Source organism: Marinobacterium rhizophilum DSM 18822, assembly GCF_000378045.1.
Lineage (GTDB): Bacteria > Pseudomonadota > Gammaproteobacteria > Pseudomonadales > Balneatricaceae > Marinobacterium_A > Marinobacterium_A rhizophilum.
This window is the reverse complement of sequence record NZ_KB899094.1, coordinates 39030-53492: the sequence shown is the minus strand read 5'-3', so window position 1 is coordinate 53492 and position 14463 is coordinate 39030. Positions and strand designations below refer to the sequence as shown.

12 protein-coding genes are annotated in these 14463 nt (G+C 61.3%); 10 read left to right on the top strand and 2 right to left on the bottom strand.

The window, feature by feature from the left end:
• Positions 1-33: 33 nt before the first annotated feature.
• Positions 34-453, bottom strand: a complete 420-nt coding sequence (locus F451_RS0107890; RefSeq protein ID WP_205623990.1) for a group I truncated hemoglobin — start codon at positions 451-453, stop codon at positions 34-36.
• Between the two features lie 326 nt (positions 454-779).
• Between F451_RS0107890 and F451_RS0107885 the strand changes: the two genes are divergently transcribed.
• From F451_RS0107885 to F451_RS0107860, 6 genes are all read left to right on the top strand, one after another.
• Positions 780-1115 (top strand): putative quinol monooxygenase, encoded by a 336-nt coding sequence (locus F451_RS0107885; RefSeq protein WP_020680815.1) that lies wholly within the window; start codon positions 780-782, stop codon positions 1113-1115.
• Positions 1116-1353: 238 nt separating this feature from the next.
• Positions 1354-2433 carry a sensor domain-containing diguanylate cyclase gene (locus F451_RS0107880; protein ID WP_020680814.1) on the top strand — a complete coding sequence of 360 codons (1080 nt, stop codon included), beginning with the start codon at positions 1354-1356 and terminating at the stop codon, positions 2431-2433.
• 358 nt (positions 2434-2791) lie between these two features.
• Complete coding sequence (locus tag F451_RS0107875; RefSeq protein ID WP_020680813.1) at positions 2792-4630, top strand: LodA/GoxA family CTQ-dependent oxidase; 1839 nt, start codon at positions 2792-2794, stop codon at positions 4628-4630.
• A complete protein-coding gene (locus F451_RS0107870) occupies positions 4630-5724 on the top strand; it encodes an NAD(P)/FAD-dependent oxidoreductase (protein WP_020680812.1) in 1095 nt (364 codons plus the stop codon). The genes F451_RS0107875 and F451_RS0107870 overlap by 1 nt, the downstream gene beginning before the upstream one ends.
• Positions 5725-5789: 65 nt before the next feature.
• Complete coding sequence (locus F451_RS0107865) at positions 5790-7958, top strand: multicopper oxidase family protein (RefSeq protein WP_020680811.1); 2169 nt, start codon at positions 5790-5792, stop codon at positions 7956-7958.
• 574 nt (positions 7959-8532) lie between these two features.
• Positions 8533-9018 (top strand): hypothetical protein, encoded by a 486-nt coding sequence (locus F451_RS0107860; protein ID WP_020680810.1) that lies wholly within the window; start codon positions 8533-8535, stop codon positions 9016-9018.
• 178 nt (positions 9019-9196) lie between these two features.
• Here the strand turns inward: F451_RS0107860 and F451_RS0107850 are convergent, their stop codons facing one another.
• Positions 9197-10174: a helix-turn-helix domain-containing protein gene (locus F451_RS0107850; protein WP_020680808.1), complete on the bottom strand. Its 978-nt coding sequence runs from the start codon at positions 10172-10174 to the stop codon at positions 9197-9199.
• 188 nt (positions 10175-10362) lie between these two features.
• On the opposite strand from F451_RS0107850, the gene F451_RS0107845 reads away from it, so the two are divergent.
• The 4 genes from F451_RS0107845 to F451_RS28075 are packed head-to-tail and all read left to right on the top strand — an operon-like array spanning position 10363 to position 14198.
• Complete coding sequence (locus F451_RS0107845) at positions 10363-11802, top strand: ethanolamine ammonia-lyase subunit EutB (RefSeq protein WP_020680807.1); 1440 nt, start codon at positions 10363-10365, stop codon at positions 11800-11802.
• The gene (eutC, locus tag F451_RS0107840; protein WP_020680806.1) at positions 11799-12647 is read left to right on the top strand and encodes an ethanolamine ammonia-lyase subunit EutC; all 849 of its coding nucleotides are present in this window, start codon (positions 11799-11801) and stop codon (positions 12645-12647) included. Before F451_RS0107845 ends, eutC begins: the two co-directional genes overlap by 4 nt.
• 16 nt (positions 12648-12663) lie before the next feature.
• On the top strand, positions 12664-14031 hold the full coding sequence (locus F451_RS0107835) for an ammonium transporter (RefSeq protein ID WP_020680805.1): 1368 nt from the start codon (positions 12664-12666) through the stop codon (positions 14029-14031).
• A 2-nt stretch (positions 14032-14033) separates the two neighbouring features.
• On the top strand, positions 14034-14198 hold the full coding sequence (locus F451_RS28075) for a hypothetical protein (RefSeq protein WP_020680804.1): 165 nt from the start codon (positions 14034-14036) through the stop codon (positions 14196-14198).
• Positions 14199-14463 lie beyond the last annotated feature (265 nt).

The window sequence follows — 14463 nt, the reverse complement described above, 5'->3', positions numbered from 1 at the left end:
GCTGTCAGGTAAAGCCAGCACGCACCGCACCCATCAGGGCGTGGCCACGATATCCGCGCGGGTCGAGCCAACAATATCCAGCAACTCCTGGGTCTCGGTCTCGGGCACCTGATGCTTTGCCAACACTTCTTTAAACAGCATGACCATCTGGTCCCATTCCGCTGCCGTGATGTTCAGATGCGCGTGGGCCGATTTCATGTCACGGCCCTGGTAGGTGCAGGGCCCACCTGTCGCCTCGCAGACCATCGCCGTTACCCGATATTTAAGGTAAGGCGCCGGGACCACCTTGCGGCTGGCATCCACCGCCGGATTTGCGTTGAGCATGCTATCCGTGACCACCACATCAATGAAGTCGCTCACCACCACCGAAAGGGGCATAAGCCCGCCCAGCCTGTCGAACAGGGATACCGCTGGCGTTTCATCCTGCGCCAGTGCCCCGACCGACCCGGTCATTAATAACACCGTTAAGCAGTACACACTCAGGTGCTTGCGCCTGAAAATAAACATACACACCTCCGCCTGATTGCCACAAAACGAATAACGTTGCCTTATGCCAAGACAAGGCCGCGTCCACCACAGCAGGTCTGCTGTGGCTAACTTTCAGTGTATAGGATAAAAAAACCAACAACGTCGCTGTACCGCGCCAAATACAAACGCCAAATACAAACGCCAATGCAGAATACCGTCACGCCGGGCGGCCATGCCGTTGCTGGGGCCACAAAACCGCAGCAAGACAGTATACTTTCAGCCTTGTACTTCACACCACAAGGAGCCAAGTGATGTCATCCCTCGTTTACTGTACCGCCCAGTTCAAACCCCGCCCCGGCAAGGAAGCTGAACTTTTTGCCAAGCTGCAGACCCTTGAACCCAACTCCCTGCGTGAAGACGGATGTGTGCAGTACCGCCTCACGCGCCAGATAAGCAGCCCGTTTGCCGAAGGCACAAGCTACCCCGTCGTGTTCCATGAAATCTGGCAGGACATGAATGCATTTGAACAACATTGCCAGCGCCGCGAGATCAGCGAGTTCTTCAGTCGCTACTGCGAGTCACCCGACGGCCTGGCGGAAGCCTGGAATGTCTGTGTTTATTCCGATGAAGCGGATGAGCCGGCTTGACGCAAGCTGAAAAACAATCCGGTTGAAAATCGCAACTCCTGCTAGGATTATCCATAAAGCGACAGTGGGTATTCTGGCAACCGACGGGCCGGTTACCCCTGTGCGAGTACAAGGTATTTGTATCCCGCATGACCGTAAGGAAGCCGGCCAACATGACTCTCATAACCTGCCTGCCCGGTTCAGACTCCCGATATCGTGGCCTTTTCAGGCATTCATTTGCAGCAATTTGGGGCTGTAAATGATGCACAGAACCTACCATCACGGCACCCTGAGCGATGCTGACGCAACCCTGAATCACCTGTTGGACGTTATCGCTGAAGGTACCTGGGACTGGCACGCCGACACCGGTCAGGTCGTGCGAAGCCCCGGCTGGTACCGCATGCTGGGTTATACGGTCGGCAGCCTGACAGAAGACGTCTTTACCTGGGAAAACATCATTCACCCAGACGACTATACCCGCGTAATCAGTTACATAGAGAGTTTTATCAGTGGCGCGCGGGATGATTACAGCATCGAGTATCGCTGCAAGAAAGCCAATGGCGATTATCTCTGGATACGGGATCGTGCCCGGATTATCACCCGCTACCCCGACGGCACCGCCTCCCGGATTATCGGCGCTCATGAGAATATTCAGGCGCAGAAAAACATTGAGGATGAGCTGATTGAGCAAAACAGGCACCTGCGCGATGGCAGCCTTACGCTGGAAAACACCTTGCAGCAGAAAGCACGTGAACTGGAAGCCAAGAACCACGAGCTAGAAGCAAAAATCCGCGAGGTGGAATACATATCCAATATCGACCAGCTTACCGAGATCGCCAACCGCAAGCGTTTCGAAGAGGAAATTCAACAGGAAATCTACCGCGCCCGGCGCTACAAGCATCCGCTGTCACTGGCCATCTTCGACCTGGACCTGTTCAAGGAAATCAACGACACCCATGGTCACAATACCGGCGATAACGTGCTAAGAAGCACCGTCAACCTGGTGCGAAGCTATATCAGGAGCGTGGACTGTTTCGCCCGCTGGGGCGGCGAGGAGTTCACCCTCATCTTTCCCAGTATGGAACTGGAGCAGGCCGTGCAGGCATGCGAGAAATTGCGCACCCTCATCCAGCAGCACCAGATAGAACCGGGGCTCTGTATCACCTCCAGCTTTGGCGTCAGTCTGTTTCAACCCGATGACACCTTCGAAGACCTGCTGCGCCGCGCCGACGAGGCCCTCTATCGCGCCAAGGCGCTGGGCCGCAACCGGGTTGAAAGCGAAATCAGGTCCAGGCCTGTGCGACACGAAAGCCCGCCGCAAGAGACATCCACGACCTGAAACACAGCGAGGCTCAACCCAGGTGCCAGGATCAGCGAGCGCAGCGGCGCAGCGAACGTTAGCCCGGCTGCGCGCACCCTGCGCCTGAGAATCAAGGCCCATGGCCAGGCGAGCTGCTGCCGTGACAGCCCCGGTTCACTCCAGGCTAATCCGAGCTAAACAAAAACGCGGGGCGCAGCCCCTGATCGCCATCACCTCCTATACTTCCCCTGCCCTCTGACTGATCTGGCAGTATCGTTTACGCAAGATCCGGTTGGTTCGGCAAGACGCCCCGGCTGCCTGTCCTGTTCACTGGTTGCGCTTTTGCCATAGGCTCGCGGTCTGGACTACACATTACCACTGTACAAGGGAGTGACAGATGGCTGAGATTGTTTACGCCAAGATCCACCCTGCCATCGGCATCGCCAGGGTGGGCAACTCGACCCAGACCGACGGCTACTATATAGGCCCCCAGGTAACAGAACCGCCTCCCAGGGAGCCCGGCGCCTACCGGGACGACACCGGCGCCCTCAAGCGCGAGGTGGCGGAATTTCGCATCTACGGTTACGACGCCAGTGGTCAGGTGGTGCGGGAACTCAGCATGGACGAACACACCCGCATTGAATGGACGGTGGAACTCGCCAACCACAAGGCGGCCTGGTACAACTTCGAACTGGCGCTGGACATTCCTCAGGCAGCGACCGCACCGCCCTCGACAAGACGCAATGCCGATATTGCCCTCGAAGACAGGCACAAACTCTCCATTACCCCGGGCCCGCGAAGCATCTGTACCGCTGCGAGCCTCGGGCCCGAATACCGGTTCAGTGGCGGCCGTTTCATGGCCATTGACGTCTCGCTGGGGGAGCTGCGCACCGACAACGCCGGCCGCCTGCATGTCTTTGGCGGTCAGGGTAAATCGGCCTCCTACCTCAATGAGCCACCCGTTACCTTTGCCAATAACGATACCTGGTATGACGACACCAGTGACGGTCCCGTCACGGCCACTGTGGTGGTGGATGGGCAGTCCATCAAGGTGGCACCCGCCTGGGTGGTGGTGGCGCCACCCAACTACGGTCCCCAGCAAAAAGGCGTGCGTACCCTGTATGCCCTGATGACGGATCTCGCCATTCGCGCCGGCCAGTTACCGGCCCCCAGCCGACCGTCCTTCAGCCGCGACATACTGCCGGTGCTCAAGGCCATGTGCGACCTGCAATGGATGAACGCGGGCTTTGCGGCCGGCTTCGGTTACGGCATGCCACAGCATTTTCTTGAGCCGCGCTACCTCGGCCAGCTGGCGTCCCCCGAGGAAACCTACGCCGAACTGCGGCGCACCGTGTTCCATGGCTTTCGCAACCCAGAGAAAGATATATCCATGAAGCCCTGGCCCTGGGTATACGGCGATACCATGGATGTGCCCATGCCGCAGCTCGCCAATGCCATGAATGCCCTGACCCCGGTTCAGCTGGCGCTGCTGGAAAAATGGGCCGATGGCGACTTCGAGGCGGATTATGACCCCTGTTACCAGCCGCCGCCGTCTATTGATGCCGTGCCCCTGGCCGAACAACCGGCCATGCTGGACCGCGCTGCGCTGGAGTTCTGTCTCGCCGATGCCTTCCACCCCGGCTGCGAGATGACCTGGCCGGTACGCCACAGCACCATGTACATGGAGCCCTATCGCTGGCGTCACCGCGCCGCGAACAACCCCGAGCCCGATTACGGCACCACCCTGACCCCGGCCATGGCGCTGTCCTGCGACGGCCCGCTCTATGGCCAGTCGCCCGGTAGCATCACCCGCTGGATGGCCATTCCCTGGCAGACCGACACGGCGAGCTGCCGCTCCGGCTATGACGCCGAGTACGATCCGTACCTGCCCACCTTCTGGCCCGCCCGAGTACCCAACCAGGTGCTCAGCGAAGAGAACTACCAGACAGTGCTCAACACGGACCTGACGCGCGAAGAACGCCTGGCCGCCTACCATACGCGCTCGGACTGGGACCGCACCCTGGGTGTGGGCAAGCCCACCCAGCTGGCCAACATGGTCAAGCACTTCGATAACCAGGGCATCGTCGAGTTGCGCCCCGGCATACCCGAGGACCCCGACTTCCCGCCGGTGATGCAGGTCGAAGACCGTGGCGGCGAGGATATGACGCCCAAAGAGCGCCATGACACCGACCGTGCCATGCGCGAAGTACTGGCAAGCCGGCGCCGCAAACCCTGATGGCCAGGCAGCACGACGCCGACGTGATCATCTGCGGTGCGGGGCCAGCAGGCCATGCCCTGGCCACCCTGCTGGCGCCACGAATGCGGGTGCAGGTGGTGGAGCGCAGGGCCAGCCCCGGCAACGGCCCGCACATTGGTGAATCCCTGCCGGGTGCCGCGGCCCCGCTGCTGCACAGGCTGGGGGTGCTGGAGCACTTTCGTCTGGCCGGCCATCCCGAACGCGGACCGGCCATTGCGGTCTGGGATACGGAAACGCCGGTGTGGAAGGATGCCATCAGCGATCCGGCGGGACCGGGCTGGTACCTTGACCGGCGGGGCTTTGAGCTGATGCTGCGCCGGCGGGCATTGCAAGCCGGCGCCGGATTGGCACAAGGCTGCCGGCAAACCCGCATCGGCCGCTACTCGGGCGGCTGGCAATTGGATACCGGCAGCACCCTGTACCGGGCGCCGGTACTGGTGGACGCCACCGGCCGTTCCGGCGGCATTGCCCGCCAGCTGGGGCTGCGAAAAACCGCCGCCGATCCGCTGCTGTGCCTCTACAGCTTTCTGGCCAGCCCCCCGAATGCACCGGACAGGGCCATGCGCATCCAGGCCGATGCACACGGCTGGTGGTACACGGTGCCGCTACCGCTGGGCAGGCGGGTGCTGGCCTATCATCTGGATACCGACAACCCGCTCTGGCGGCAGCTGAAACGGCCGGCGCAGTTCCTGGCCCGGGCCCGGCAGCACCCGCTGCTGGCAGAATGCCTGGAGGGCCTTGTCCCTGGTCGCATGCAATGCCGGGCCGCGGGTACCGTTCTGCTCAACGTTGATGAATTGCACCAGGCCGGGGACGACTTTCTGGCCATCGGCGATGCGCTGTTCGCGTTCGACCCCATCTCGTCCCAGGGGCTGTTTCATTCCCTGGCTTCGGCCGCCAGTGCAGCCAAAGCCATCGAGGCGGGTTCGGCCGACGCCCTGCGTGATCACCGGCGGGAAATGCAGGCGGTGGCCGAACATTACCTTTGGCACTGGCAGGGGACCTACCGGGGCCCGAGCCGTTTTAGCCGCTACCCCTTCTGGCAGCGGCGGCAACAGCTGCCAGGCCCCTGAGCCTGGCGCTATATTCGTAACCACCTTAAAAAAATAAACCAACCATCATCAGGGAAGGTGTCAACATGACCACGCATTCCACCCATAAAAAACCACCGTGCTGGCGGCCAGTGGCTGTCGCCAGCCTGCTCGTTTGCGCCCAACTGCCGGCAAGTCTGTCGGCCGCCGAACCCCGGGATCTGCCCGAACTGCCCCTCGCCAAGCTGCAATTCGTGGACGAAGCGATAGAACCTGCATCAAGCGAATCGGTGCAGCCCATGGCCAAGCTGGTCAGCCCGCCCAGGCGCGGGCCCGGCACCGAAGTCTTCTATGACCTGGCCCTGCGATACGTGGACGGCGAACTGTTCAACCCCTCCACCCAGCAATACGATACCACCCGGCTCAGGGCCCTGACCGGCAGCGTGACGAGCAAGGCCGTGCCCTACATCGGCCCCGTGGTGGAACTCTACCCCGGCGAAACCTTCCGCCTGACACTGAATAACAACCTGCCCGCCGACGATCCCTCCTGCCCCGGCACCAGCGCAGACGGCAACGGCGGGCACTGCTTCAACACTACCAATATGCACACCCACGGTTTGTGGATCAGCCCGGCGGGCAACAGCGACAACGTGCTGCTGCGCATCCAGCCGGACGTCAGCTTCCAGTATGAATACAACATCCCGGTCGATCACCCGGCGGGCACCTTCTGGTACCACCCGCACGTGCACGGCTCCACCGCCCTGCAGGTATCCAGCGGCATGGCGGGCCCGTTGATCATCCGCGGCAACCGCTACCCGCGGCCGGCCGACGGGCAAATCGAGTCGGGCGATCTGGATACCCTGCTGGTCAAGGTAAACGCCCCTGCGCCCAACCCTATCGAAGAACGCACCCTGGTGTTCCAGCAGATCGGCTATGCCTGCCGCAAACCCGGTGACCAACCGAATGCGCTGGGCCCCATCCTCAAAGACAAGGACGGCAACTGGATCTGCGACAAGAACAGCCCCCACGAATCCGAAAGGGTCGGCCAGATAGAGTCTTACGACCAGTTTGGCGTCGGTGCCACTACGAGCGTCTGGAACGCATCCGGCCGCTACACCAGCATCAATGGCGTGGTGATGCCGACCTTCCGCCAGGCCAGGGCCGGCGATCTGGAGCGCTGGCGCCTTATCCATGCCGGCGTACGGGATACCATCAATCTGCAGCTGCGCAAAGCCAGGGCCGGCGCTACCGAGGCGCTCTATCAACCCGGCTCACTCGATGCCCGTGCCGACCGGGTGGATGAATTCTGCGACGGTGCCACCCTGCCCCAGTTTTCCGTTGCCTCGGACGGCCTGACCCGGGCGAAGATTGCGAGCCAGGACAAGACCCTGCTGCAGCCCGGCTACCGGGAAGATTTGCTCATGGTCTTTCCCGCCCCCGGTATCTATTGCGTGATCGACAGCGACGTGACCGCTGATCAGACGGTCAACACCCAGGCGCACAGCCGCGAACTGCTGGGGTATGTGGAGGTACTTCCCGCCCTGGAAAGCAGTAGCGCTGCAATGGAAACCCTGGCCTCCCTCGAAGGCCGCTCCCTCACAGATGCCCTGCGGGACTGGGTACGGGACTGGCTGGTCGCGTCGGCACTCAAATTCATGCCCGACGATGTGAAAGACGCTGTGGTAACGGACCTTGAAAACGGGCTCAGGCTCACGGCCTTTGTCGACCACCCCTCCATCGAGGCAGCTGAAGTCACCGGCAGCCAGTCCCTGGGATTCAACATCGATACGAGCGCCAACCCCACGAGCTTTGAGATCGGCAACCTTGAACATGACCCCGCCACCGGGCTGTACAGCCTGCAGGACGCCAGCCCCTATTCCGCCAACAAGGTGAACCGGGTGCTGCGGCTCGGCGGCGTGGACGAATGGACCCTGACGTCCTTCCTCGCCGGTCACCCCTTCCATATCCACGTCAATCCCTTCCAGGTGGTCTCGATACAGCAATGCACCCAGAGCAACTGTACCGATCCCGCCAGCTGGGTCGATCTCACCGCCGATCCCACCAGCCAGTACTACGGCCTGCAGGGTCGCTGGCGCGACACGCTCTTTGTCCAAAGCGGGGTGGTGATCAAGACCCGCACCCGCTACCAGCGCTACATCGGCGAGTACGTGCTGCACTGCCACATCCTCGACCACGAAGACGCAGGCATGATGCAGAACGTGATGGTCGCCCTGCCCGACGGCAAGGGCGGCACAACCACGCAGGGACATCACTAGGTAAGCAGGCACACGACCGGGCAGTCCACTGCCCGGTTTTTCACCGCCGCAGGCGCATCTTGTTCGCACTTTTTTCTACATGCCCCGTGCCACCTGGCCGACTGTTTTCAGTCAGGCCGTCAAGGTGGTATCCAAAAATTGCAGGAGCCCGCGCTGCGGGCGAATCAGGCTTGGATGAATACTGGGTTCGCCCGCGGAGCTGGCTCCTACACAGACTGTTCCAGCCATTAATGGGCTGAAACCGATTACCGGGCCTATTTCCGTGGACAGCATACCTGTTACCCAGCTCACCCATTGAATCCACCGTCGAGGCACGACACAGCCGGGTCGCTCAACGGCGCTCTTTTGGCCTGCTCCTTCGGTTGTATTCGGTGCAAGCCCAGGTTCATCGTCTTTTGCCACAATGCCATCTGGCTCAATGGGCCTGGACACCGTGACCGTGCGTCTTCGGCAGCCTGGTCGCGTCACATCTGTGAGGTCATCAACAGTAAGTCTCGACATGGAATAAAGATTGCTGGCTACTCTAGCTGGAGTGTCGACCTGGGATTCATCGGGATTAAGGAGCAACCTTTCAATGTTTAATGGATTGGATGAGCTTGAAGATTTTGCCGCTCAACTTGCGCCCTTGACGCCTGAAGAGGCGGCGGCATGGAAGAAGAAAGAGGCTTCGCTTGAGACCGAGAGGACCGAAACCGCCCAGGTTCCCGATGATACGGTTGATAGAGCAAGGGCACAGGAGGCTGCACCGGAGTTGGGCACCATACAGGCGCCCGTGTTCCAGATTGCACCCGATCCGGAACCACCGTTAGTCCAGCCAGGGTCGCCAGAATCCACACCGGTGCCAGCAGATGAGAGGGAATTCGGGCGAGATTCAACAGCGGCACCGGTGCATAAAACCGTTCCGCAAATCGAGGCGTTACCGCAGGCTGAAGTATTGCAAGCGCAGCCGGTGCCTGCCTCACAGGCTGAACAGGAACCCGGAGCTACCACCAGGCCGTATGCCAGATATGTCGTTCTGGGTGGGGTGCTTTTACTCGGCTTGGTGACACTGTTGGTTTAGTGCGACCGGATATCGGCGGCTGTGACTTCAATGAGACGCTCTGTGCCATGCAGAGTATCCTGGCCGCACTCACTGAAACGTCCGCCCTGTGCCTGCAACATTACGCGCAGCGATGCCTGCACCTCTGCGTCCTTCACCCTGCGCCCTGCGCCCTTCACCCAGTAACGGGCAGTGCTGCTTAAAACGGGAGCGGCGCGTACTTTTCCAGTGTGTCTGAAGGCTTCTCGCCAAACAGTTCGCGGTAGTCCTTGGCGAACTGGCTCAGGTGCACAAAGCCCCATTCGGCGGCGACATCCGCCACGGTCGTCCCCGGCTTCGCCTTCAGCAGCCCTCGACGCACCCCGTTCAGGCGGGTCGCACGCAGGTATTGCACGGGGCTGAGGCCAACAATGCTTTCGAAGCTGTATTGCAGTGTGCGCCGGCTGGCGCCAACCCGGCTGCACAGCTCGGTAATCATCACCGGCTGTTCCCGGTTCGCCTCCATATAGGCGATAACCCGATCGACCACGCGCTTGCGCCGCGTGTAGCTCGGGGCGGTTTCCGCGCTCGGGCTCTCCCGATCCAGAATCTCCAGCAGCACCATCATGATGATGTCCTGCTGCAGGCGCGCCCCTGGCAGTACCGTGGGTTCGCGCAGCAAGCGGTGCAGCAGGAAGCGCAGGTTGGCCATCGTCTGCGCCGGGATGCTCAAACGCGCATGGGCGCTGAAGTCGCGCCAGTCGATTTCGATGCCCTGTAGCTCGGCTGAGCGAACCAGCTCCGCCTTGCGCGCGACGATACCGTAGATATGGTGCTGTTCCGGCGTCATCAGCTCGAATTCGCAATTACCGGGGCGGCACATCAGTTCATTGTCACCCACCCCGATACCGTTGATCCGGCTATCGGCGCCGGGCTCTGCGGCAATCCCCAGCCAAATGCTGTCGGGCCATACGTTGCAGGTCTGATGCAGGCTCTGGTTGGTGAACTCGTGGAACACCTGCAGTTGCTCCCCACTCAGCTCAGCAATGCTGCCGAGAAACTGGCCGGCGCTAATCTGATCGTAGCGCTGCTGCCAGTTGGTCAGGTTGCAGGCGTGCTCGTCGGCATCGTATGCGATGGCGGTGGCCAGATGGGGGCACTCATTTGGTGCAAAGGTGCGCGGGTTCAGGTGATTCATGTCGGTGCTTATCTACGCCAGATATTACGGACAATCGCAATGATCCATCATAAGTAATTGAATTAAATGAATTTTTAACGATTTGCCGAAATCCGATAACGGGCAGCATCGTCACCTTGATACCTTGGTTATAAGCAAAAACCATTCCCGCCATATCCTCTGGCGGGGTTAGACATAAAGGTAAACGCATGGTTGCCGATCCACACCCAACCCGACCCGCACGCAGCGCTTACCGTTACGTGCTTGGCACCCGCACCTACGGTTTTCGCGATCTCGCCGATGTGATGGCCAAAGCCACGCCCGAGCGCTCCGGCGACCGGCTGGCCGGTGTCGCGGCCGAATCGGCCGAAGAACGCGCCGTGGCACAGCGGGTGCTGGCCGATGTTCCGCTGCAGCAGTTCCTGCAGGACCTGCTCATCCCCTACGAGCAGGATGAGGTCACCCGCCTGATCATCGACGACCACGACCCCGTCGCCTTTGCGCCGATAAGCCACCTGACCGTGGGTGATTTTCGCAACTGGCTGCTCAGCGACGACGCCAGCATCGAGCGCCTGATCGCGCTACGCCCCGGCATTACACCGGAGATGGCCGCCGCCGTGTGCAAGCTGATGCGCAACCAGGACCTGATCCTGGTGGCACAGAAGTGCCATGTCTCTTCGGCGTTTCGCAATACGCTCGGCCTGCCCGGTCATCTTTCGACGCGTTTGCAACCCAACCACCCCACCGATGACGTTACCGGCATCGCCGCCAGTATCCTCGACGGCCTGCTCTACGGTAACGGCGACGCGGTCATCGGCATCAACCCGGCGACCGATAACCTGGCCCAGGCGATCAAGCTGATGAAGATGATGGACGGGGTGATACAGGAGTACGGCATTCCGACCCAGTCCTGCGTCCTCACCCATGTCACCAACACGCTGGAGGCCATGGAAAAAGGCGCACCGGTAGACCTGGTGTTCCAGTCGATCGGCGGTACCGAGGCCACCAACAGCAGTTTCGGCTTCAACCTCGCGACCCTGGCAGAAGCCCAGGACGCCGCCCTGTCGCTCAAGCGCGGTACCGTGGGCAATAACGTGATGTATTTCGAAACCGGCCAGGGCAGCTCGCTCTCCGCCAATGCTCACCATGGCCTGGATCAGCAAACCTGTGAAACCCGCGCGTACGCGGTGGCGCGCAAGTTCTCGCCGCTGCTGGTGAACACCGTGGTCGGCTTCATCGGCCCCGAGTACCTGTTCAACGGCAAGGAGATCATCCGCGCGGGCCTGGAAGATCACTTCTGTGCCAAGCTGCTTGGCCTGCCGATGGGCTGCGATATCTGCTACACCAACCACGCCCAGGCGGATCAGAACGACATGGACAACCTGCTCACCCTGCTGGGCGTGGCCGGCTGTACCTTCATCATGGGCATCCCCGGCTCCGATGACATCATGCTGAACTACCAGACCACCTCGTTCCACGATGCGCTCTACGCCCGCCGCGCCCTGGGTTTGCGCCCGGCCCCCGAGTTCGGGCACTGGCTCACACGCATGCAGATTTTCCAGGATGCCGGGCGTTTCACCCCCAATGCGGGCATGCCGCCGTCCTTCGCAGGCTCGCTCGCGCGGGCCCTGCAGGGAGACATGCAATGAGCCAGCGAAAACAGGCCGGGTTCGTTACCGCCAATGCGTGGCAGGCACTGCGCGTCCATACCGATGCGCGCATCGGCCTGGGGCGGGCCGGGGTGAGTCTTCCCACCGCCGCCCTGCTTGACTTCCAGCTGGCCCATGCCCAGGCCCAGGATGCAGTACACCAGGCACTGGACACGGCAGCGCTGGAGGCACAGCTCGCGCCGCTGGCCCAGGCCTATAACCTGGGCGAAACACTCCAGGTGCATAGCCGAGCGCCAGATCGCCCCACCTACCTGCAACGCCCTGACCTTGGGCGCAGGCTGGATGAAACCTCGGCCGAAGCCCTGCGTGACTGCGCCTCCAGTCTCTCGAGCGGGTTCGACCTGTCGATCGCGATTGTCGATGGCCTGTCTTCCCGCGCAATCAGCGAAAACACCCTGCCATTTCTCACCGCACTGCTGAGCGCACTCAAACATGACAGCGAAGAGTGGAGCGTCGCACCGCTGACCGTCGTGCGCCAGGGCCGGGTTGCTGTCGGCGATGAGGTGGGCGAACTGCTCAATGCCCGTACCACCCTGGTCCTGGTGGGCGAGCGGCCGGGCCTGAGTTCGCCCGACAGCCTGGGGCTCTACATGACCTGGGCGCCGCGTGTCGGACTGACCGACGCCAGCCGCAACTGCATATCCAATGTACGCAAGGCAGGGCTGATCTACGGCGATGCGGTGCACAAACTGACCTTGCTGCTCAAGGAATCACGCCAGCGCCGGCTCTCCGGCGTACAGCTCAAAGACCGCTCGCAAGACCCTGTTATCGAAGGCGCAAAAGCCGCCACTAATTTTCTGCTCCCCAACCTTTCCCACTGCTAAAGACGAGGAAACAACCATGTCTGAAACGCCAACCCTGGAGTCCTTGCAGGCAGCGCTTGATGCCCAGCAAGCGATTTTCGAAATGCACCAGTCCATGAACATGGAAGTGTTCTACTGGTGGTGTACCGCCATTATGTTCCTGATTCACGCAGGCTTCCTGGCCTACGAGATGGGTGCTTCGCGCAGCAAGAACGCGCTGGCCGCCGGCATCAAGAACATTCTCGCCCTGGTGGTGATCATCCCAACCTTCTACCTGTTCGGCTGGTGGATCTACAACGCCTTCCCGGGCGGATTCATTCCCGCCGAGGCGTCGGCCGCACTGCCCTGGTCGCAGAGCATGGGCCCCGATGCCAAGGACCTGGGCACCGGCGTGTTCTGGGCCGCCTTTGCACTCTTTGGTGCCACCACCGGCTCGATTCTGTCGGGCGCCGTGATCGAGCGTATTCGCGTCAGCGCTTTCCTTATCCTGACCATCGTACTCGGCAGCGGGGTCTGGATTCTGGGCGGGGCCTGGGGCTGGCATCCTGATGGCTGGCTGCTGACTAAGCTTGGGTACCACGACGTGGGCGCGTCCGGTGTGGTGCATGCCATTGCCGGTTTCTTCACCCTTGGCGTTCTGCTCAACCTGGGTGCGCGCAAAGGCAAGTTTATCGACGGCGTGGCGCAGACCATCTCGCCGCACAGCCTGCCGATGACCCTGATCGGACTGATGCTGATCATCGTCGGCTTCTTCGGCTTTCTCGGTGGCTGCATCATCTTCAACGGCGGCGACACCGGCTGGACCACCATCTACGGTAACCCGACCAACCTGTCCGCGTTTGCCTTCAATACCCTGATGGGCTTTTCCGGCGGCATCATCGGCTGCTACGTTGCCACCCGCGACCCGTTCTGGACCATGTCCGGCGGCCTGGTCGGCATCATCTCCGTGGCCGCGGGCCTGGATCTGTACGACCCGGGGCTGGCGTTCATCATCGCCACCTGCATGGGTGTCGCCGCAGTCTACTTCGCCAAACTGCTGGAAAACCTCGGTATTGACGATGCCGTTGGTGCGGTCGCCGTGCACGGATTCACCGGTGTTGTTGCCGTGATTCTGGTCGGCGTGTTCGCCGCCGGTACACCCAACGTCAACGGCTTGCCGCCGATCAGCTTCATGGGCCAGCTGACCTCTGCCGGCGTGATGATTGCGCTCGGCTTCCTGCCGGGCTACGGATTGTCGCTGCTGCTGAAGAAGCTCAACATGCTGCGGGTACCTGAGAAGTGCGAAGAGCTCGGCATCGACGAAGTCGAGATCCTTGCCAAGCCTTACCCGGAAGCGGGCGTCCCGGCGATTGCCGCCAGCGACGTGCCGAACAAACTGGCCAACACTGAACTGCAGGGAGCCTGATCATGGGAACCTCCATTACCACCTGGGAAAACGTCAGCGCCTACTTCACTTTCGCCGACAACCCAATGGCCCTGGGACTCTTCGTCGCCGGCGCCACGGTGATCGTGGTCGGGCTGATCCGCTCGATCATCAAGCACGAAAACGAAGCATTCAAGCAGCATAAATAGGGGCCGGCCCCGCTAACAAAAACCGCACGCCGGCCACCCGGCGTGCGGTTTTTCCGTTTGTTCGGGTAGCGAACCTGCACTAAAACTGGCGACATTGATGGGCTACGCGATGCGCACATTCCGCGAAAACCTCAAGCGGCACCAGCGTCATCGCTTCTCCCATCCTACGGTTTCTGCACCTGATGTCGCGCTAACCCGGAAATCCGCGCACACAGGCAGGATGGGTGGAACGACGCCTGGGCAGTGAATATCAGCGCCCGATGCC

Bases quoted from the DNA above. Each gene is read 5' to 3' on its own strand.
- F451_RS0107890 (WP_205623990.1), bottom strand. From the start codon at position 453: ATGACCGGGTCGGTCGGGGCACTGGCGCAGGATGAAACGCCAGCGGTA.
- F451_RS0107885 (WP_020680815.1), top strand. From the start codon at position 780: ATGTCATCCCTCGTTTACTGTACCGCCCAGTTCAAACCCCGCCCCGGC.
- F451_RS0107880 (WP_020680814.1), top strand. From the start codon at position 1,354: ATGATGCACAGAACCTACCATCACGGCACCCTGAGCGATGCTGACGCA.
- F451_RS0107875 (WP_020680813.1), top strand. From the start codon at position 2,792: ATGGCTGAGATTGTTTACGCCAAGATCCACCCTGCCATCGGCATCGCC.
- F451_RS0107870 (WP_020680812.1), top strand. From the start codon at position 4,630: ATGGCCAGGCAGCACGACGCCGACGTGATCATCTGCGGTGCGGGGCCA.
- F451_RS0107865 (WP_020680811.1), top strand. From the start codon at position 5,790: ATGACCACGCATTCCACCCATAAAAAACCACCGTGCTGGCGGCCAGTG.
- F451_RS0107860 (WP_020680810.1), top strand. From the start codon at position 8,533: ATGTTTAATGGATTGGATGAGCTTGAAGATTTTGCCGCTCAACTTGCG.
- F451_RS0107850 (WP_020680808.1), bottom strand. From the start codon at position 10,174: ATGAATCACCTGAACCCGCGCACCTTTGCACCAAATGAGTGCCCCCAT.
- F451_RS0107845 (WP_020680807.1), top strand. From the start codon at position 10,363: ATGGTTGCCGATCCACACCCAACCCGACCCGCACGCAGCGCTTACCGT.
- eutC (WP_020680806.1), top strand. From the start codon at position 11,799: ATGAGCCAGCGAAAACAGGCCGGGTTCGTTACCGCCAATGCGTGGCAG.
- F451_RS0107835 (WP_020680805.1), top strand. From the start codon at position 12,664: ATGTCTGAAACGCCAACCCTGGAGTCCTTGCAGGCAGCGCTTGATGCC.
- F451_RS28075 (WP_020680804.1), top strand. From the start codon at position 14,034: ATGGGAACCTCCATTACCACCTGGGAAAACGTCAGCGCCTACTTCACT.